The organism is Streptomyces calidiresistens (assembly GCF_014141525.1).
In the GTDB taxonomy this organism is placed as follows: Bacteria; Actinomycetota; Actinomycetes; order Streptomycetales; family Streptomycetaceae; genus Streptomyces; species Streptomyces calidiresistens.
This window is the reverse complement of sequence record NZ_VKHS01000921.1, coordinates 1-1,962: the sequence shown is the minus strand read 5'-3', so window position 1 is coordinate 1,962 and position 1,962 is coordinate 1. Positions and strand designations below refer to the sequence as shown.

The 1,962-nt window shown below is 75.8% G+C and carries 2 protein-coding genes; both read left to right on the top strand.

The annotated features are described in order from the left end of the window. Complete coding sequence (locus tag FOE67_RS24160; RefSeq protein WP_182666951.1) at nucleotides 1–987, top strand: DUF6807 domain-containing protein; 987 nt, start codon at nucleotides 1–3, stop codon at nucleotides 985–987. Nucleotides 988–1,043: 56 nt separating this feature from the next. Beyond that, the gene (locus tag FOE67_RS24155; RefSeq protein ID WP_182666952.1) at nucleotides 1,044–1,883 is read left to right on the top strand and encodes a cupin; all 840 of its coding nucleotides are present in this window, start codon (nucleotides 1,044–1,046) and stop codon (nucleotides 1,881–1,883) included. Nucleotides 1,884–1,962: the final 79 nt, after the last annotated feature.

The window sequence follows — 1,962 nt, the reverse complement described above, 5'->3', positions numbered from 1 at the left end:
GTGCCCCCGTCCCCCGTCGCGGACGGCGGGACCCCCACCCTCACCCACCACCACGGCGACCGCGTGGTGGTGACGGTCGGTGACACCGAGATCCTGTCCTACGTCTACCGCCCCGACCCGGAGCCGTACGAATCCCGCAAGCCCTACGCCCATCCGGTGCGCACCCTCGCCGGCAACACCGTCACCGGGTACCGGCCCAACGACCACCGGTGGCACAAGGGCGTGCAGATGACCTCCAGTCACCTGTCCGAGCAGAACTTCTGGGGCGGCAACTCCTACATCCACGGCAAGGGGTACCAGCGCATCCCCGAGCGGGTGGGGTGGATGCGGCACGACGGCTTCGAGGCGGTCGTCGCCGACGCCGACCGGGCGCGCCTGGAGGAGAACCTGACCTGGATCAACCACACCGGCGAGGAGTGGTGTCGCGAACGCCGGGGCCTGCTGGTGCACTCGGTGGACCCGGCCGGGGGCTCCTGGGCGCTGGACTGGTCGATCCACCTGACCAACGTCCGCGACCTGCCGCTGCGCTTCGGCAGCCCGACCACCGCCGGGCGGGAGATGGCGGGCTACACCGGTCTGCAGTGGCGCGGTCCGCGCGACTTCGCGGGCGGACGGGTGCTCACCCCCGCCGGCCCCTCCACGGACCGGGAGACCATGGGCACCCCGGTGGCCGACGCCCCCTGGCTGGGCTTCACCGCCGTGCACGACGAGGTGGACGACGCCTCCACCCTGGTCTTCGCCCACCACCCGGACAACGAGCGCTCCATCCACCCCTCGCACTGGTTCGTGCGCTCCCTGCCCTGGCCCACCGTCGCCCTCTCCTGGGCGTTCTTCGAGGAGTTCGAGCTCGCCCCCGGTGACTCCTTCTCCTACCGCTACCGGATGGTCGTCGCCGACGGCGAGTGGGACGTCGAACGGGTGGAGGGCTGGCTGAGGGACCACCCCTGGGACGAGGAGTCGGGCGGCGCGGGCGGGGCGGCCCGGTGAGCGCGGCGGCGCACGACGGACCCGGGGCCCCGGCCGGGCCGCACACCGTCGACGGGGTGCCCTTCGCCCCGCTGCCGGACCCGCTGCCCGGCGGCGTCGGGATCTCCCACATCACCGCCTACGACTGGCCCGCCGCCGACGGGGTCTGCTCGGGCAGTCCCCACCTGCACCTGGCCTGTGCCGAGGCGTACGTGGTCACGGCGGGGGAGGGCGAGGTGCAGACCCTCACCCCCTTCCTGCCGGAGGGCGCCCCGGAGCCCGGCGGCGGGAGCGTCGGGAGCCCTCCGAACGACGGGGGTGCCGCCCCCGGGCCGCGCGGGTACCGGGCCCATCCCCTGGCGCCGGGGGCGGTGGTCTGGTTCACACCGGGCACCGTGCACCGGATGGTCAACCGGGGCGGGCTCCGGGTGACGGTGATCATGCAGAACAGCGGCCTGCCGGAGGCCGGGGACGCCGTGCTGACCCTGCCGTCCGAATACCTCGTGGACGCGGAGACCTACGCCCGGGCGGTGGCCCTGCCGCCGCCCGACGACCCGGCGGCCGGGGAGGCCGCCCGACGGCGTCGGGACCTCGCCGTGGCCGGCTACGTCGAACTGCGGCGGGCGCTGGAGGCCGGCGACGACGGCCCGTTGCGGGAGTTCCGCGCGGCGGCGGCCCGGCTGGTGGCCCCCCGGGTGGCCGCCTGGCGCGAGCGCTGGCGGGCCGGGGCGATGGAGGCGGCCCTGAGCACCGGCCGGGTCCTGGACGCCCTGGAGCGGGGCGAGGAGCCGGATCCGGCCGAATCCCGGGTGCGGGCGGTGGAACCCACGCGCCACGGCGGATGGGGCATGTGCGGGCGCCGGCAGGAGTACGAGGTGCCCGGCACCACGGTGCCCCGGCGCCCGACGGACCACTGAGGCGCCCCCGCTCCCCCGGTGGGGCCCCGGGGCCCCACCGGGGGAGCGGTCGGGAACACCACGGGGAGGGGTTGGGGAG